Source organism: Nostoc sp. CHAB 5715 (assembly GCF_020829685.1).
Lineage (GTDB): Bacteria > Cyanobacteriota > Cyanobacteriia > Cyanobacteriales > Nostocaceae > Nostoc.
In genome coordinates this window covers 1-2678 of the sequence record NZ_JAIVFR010000989.1, presented here as the reverse complement: position 1 = coordinate 2678, position 2678 = coordinate 1, and the positions used below count along the sequence as shown (strand labels likewise).

The following is a 2678-nucleotide window of genomic DNA, read 5'->3' as shown; positions in this document are numbered from 1 at the left end:
AATGTTTGGAAAGATATGCCCGATCTTTAATCGTTAGCTAAGTGTAGGTAACAATGGATAACTTTTTGGCTATTTAATCCACCTCTGTTGCAATAAATTTTGTTAATGGCGATGTCTTACGACAAGTCGCTGCGCGTCTACGCTCAATGTCACCTGCTACATAACTATTTAGTCTTAAAATCGCTTAACCAGGCGGGACTGCTTCTTCAAAGGGACGGATAATAGCAGGGGCTGGTGTAACTTCTGGTTTAAAAATTCCCTGCAATGCTTGTTCTAATGTTTGTGCCATGACAATCCGGTTTTCGTAAGCCACGACTACCCGCACCAAAGTTGGCAAGCTATTCTGTGTGGCTTCTAAATAGATTGGCTCGACATACAGCAGCGATTCCTCAATGGGAATGACTAATAGATTGCCTTGAATGGCTCTCGACCCCTGGCGATTCCATAGGGAAATTTGCTGGGAAATTACTGGGTCTTGGTTAATCCGCGCCTCGATTTGCTCTGTCCCGTAAACCAGTCTTTCTTTGGGAAAAGTATATAAAAATAACTTACCGTAATTATCGCCATCCGATCGCGCCGCTAACCAAGCGATTAAATTAGTTCGCTGTCGGGGAGTATAGGGTAGAAGTAGAATAAATTCCTCAAAGGCTACGGTGGGTAGACTAGTAATCAAATAGTACGGCTCTACCGGACGGGTTTCACTGCCATAGATTTCGTTAGGAATCTGCCACTGGTCTTCCCGGTTGTAAAATACCTGGGGGTCGGTCATGTGGTAGGTCATCAACCGCTGAGATTGAATTTTGAAAAAGTCCACCGGATACCGGATATGACTGCGGAGACTAACCGGCATGGCACTGAGCGGTTTGAAGGTGTTGGGAAATATTTTTGACCAAGTGGCAATAATCGGATCGCTTGGATCGGCAATATAAAAATTAACACTGCCGTTGTAGGCATCAATTACTACCTTGATCGAGTTACGAATGTAGTTGATCCCGTCGCTACCAGTATCTGAGTAAGGATAGCGATCGGTAGTTGTGTAGGCATCAACAATCCAGTAAAGATAACTGGGATTTTTTGGGAAATCTTGATTAGCAGCAGCAGCCACTAAATAAGGGTCGCTGTCAAATTTGAGGAAAGGTGCGATCGCTTGAATTCTTTGCTTGACATTTCGCCGCAGTAGCACCTTTGTATCTGGCAAAAAGTCTCGCGTCAGCAGCATCTGCCAATCTTTCAAATACATCGCAAACAGCCAGCGTCGCCACATTGAAGCGATTTCAACGCCGCCCAAACCATCGTAAGAGTTGTAAACATTATCACTACCACTAGGATAGTCTAGCTCTCTAACTCTTGTGCCAGTCATTACGTAGGTATTGGTTATTTCCCCGTAATAAATCCGGGGTTGCCCAATGGGAATACTGTCACGAATGGCTTCACTAAAAGTTGTGAGGGCGCTACTATTATCGCTAATATCTTTAACAAAATATTCTGGTAGCCCACCCGCCCCAACTGTATTAACTGGGCTAACAGTAAACCCGAAACCGTGGGTATAAATTAAATGGCGGTTAACCCATGTTTGAGCTTCCTGTGGTACGGCACTATAGTCTAATTCTCGTGCAGCAATCAGTACCTGCCGTCGTTCTGTTGGTTCAGCTGGTTCCTGCTTAGGTTCTGGTGGTTTTTGGGGGGCAGCAGGTCGGCGGGAAGTTACATCTGTTACTAGAGTATATCGATCAATATCGGCATCGGGGAACCGATAATACGGCCGGATTTGTTGCAGTTGACGGTTAGTTTGTAACAGTGGTCGCTCATCCCACAGGCGAATATTCCGAATTGTCAAGGCATTCTTTTGAATATCAGCTTCAGTTAATGTACCTTGTGGGTTGAAGGTTCTAGCATCGATCGCATCTAAATCAAATGCTTGGCGAGTCAAAGCAATAGTACGCTGAATGTAGGGTTGCTCTCGTTGCAACTCATTAGGCTGGACAATTAAATATTGCACCACCGTAGGTAGAACAACATCAGCAGCTGCAACTAATACTAGATAAATCCCTAACCCGTAAAACACCAAGTGACGATACTGAGATTTGGGTTTCCAGAAAAGCGTTCGCCAAAGTAGGTAAAAGGCGATCGCTACTGCCAGGATGCACAAGACGGTGTAAGCTGGCAACTGGGCTGTCACATCCGTATAACTAGCACCATAACTTACTCCACGGCTAGAATACACGAGTTCATAGCGACTTTGCCAGTAACTTAGAGCCACTACCAGCATCAACAAACCACCCATACCGAATAAATGACGCTGTTGCTGGGGCGAAAAACCAGGGAAAATTCCCTGACTCAAACTGTCAGCCGACAAGAGATAAGTGAGAGTAACGGCGACGAAGCCATACAAACATAATCCCATCAGCCAGAGTTCTAGCAGTTCCCAAAAGGGTAAGGAAAATACGTAAAAGCTGATATCTCGACCAAATAAAGGCTCAGTGCTGTTGAAAAGGGTGGGGTGGAAATATTGCAGCACCTTTGGCCAGTGTCGGAATATGATGAAGCCAAAAATGGGACTGAAGAAAACTGCGATCGCAGTTAGTAAAAATTGGGGATAAATTAAGATTGCGATCGCTACTCCCATAATTAAACCGAGATACCAGACTTGAGAAAAAATCTGTCTGATGGGATTATGT

1 protein-coding gene is annotated in these 2678 nt (G+C 44.7%); it reads right to left on the bottom strand.

Going from position 1 to position 2678, the window contains the following annotated elements; translation table 11 throughout:
• Positions 1 to 184: 184 nt before the first annotated feature.
• Positions 185 to 2678: UPF0182 family protein (locus tag LC574_RS34805; RefSeq protein WP_229458175.1), on the bottom strand; the 2494-nt coding region annotated here is incomplete at its 5' end.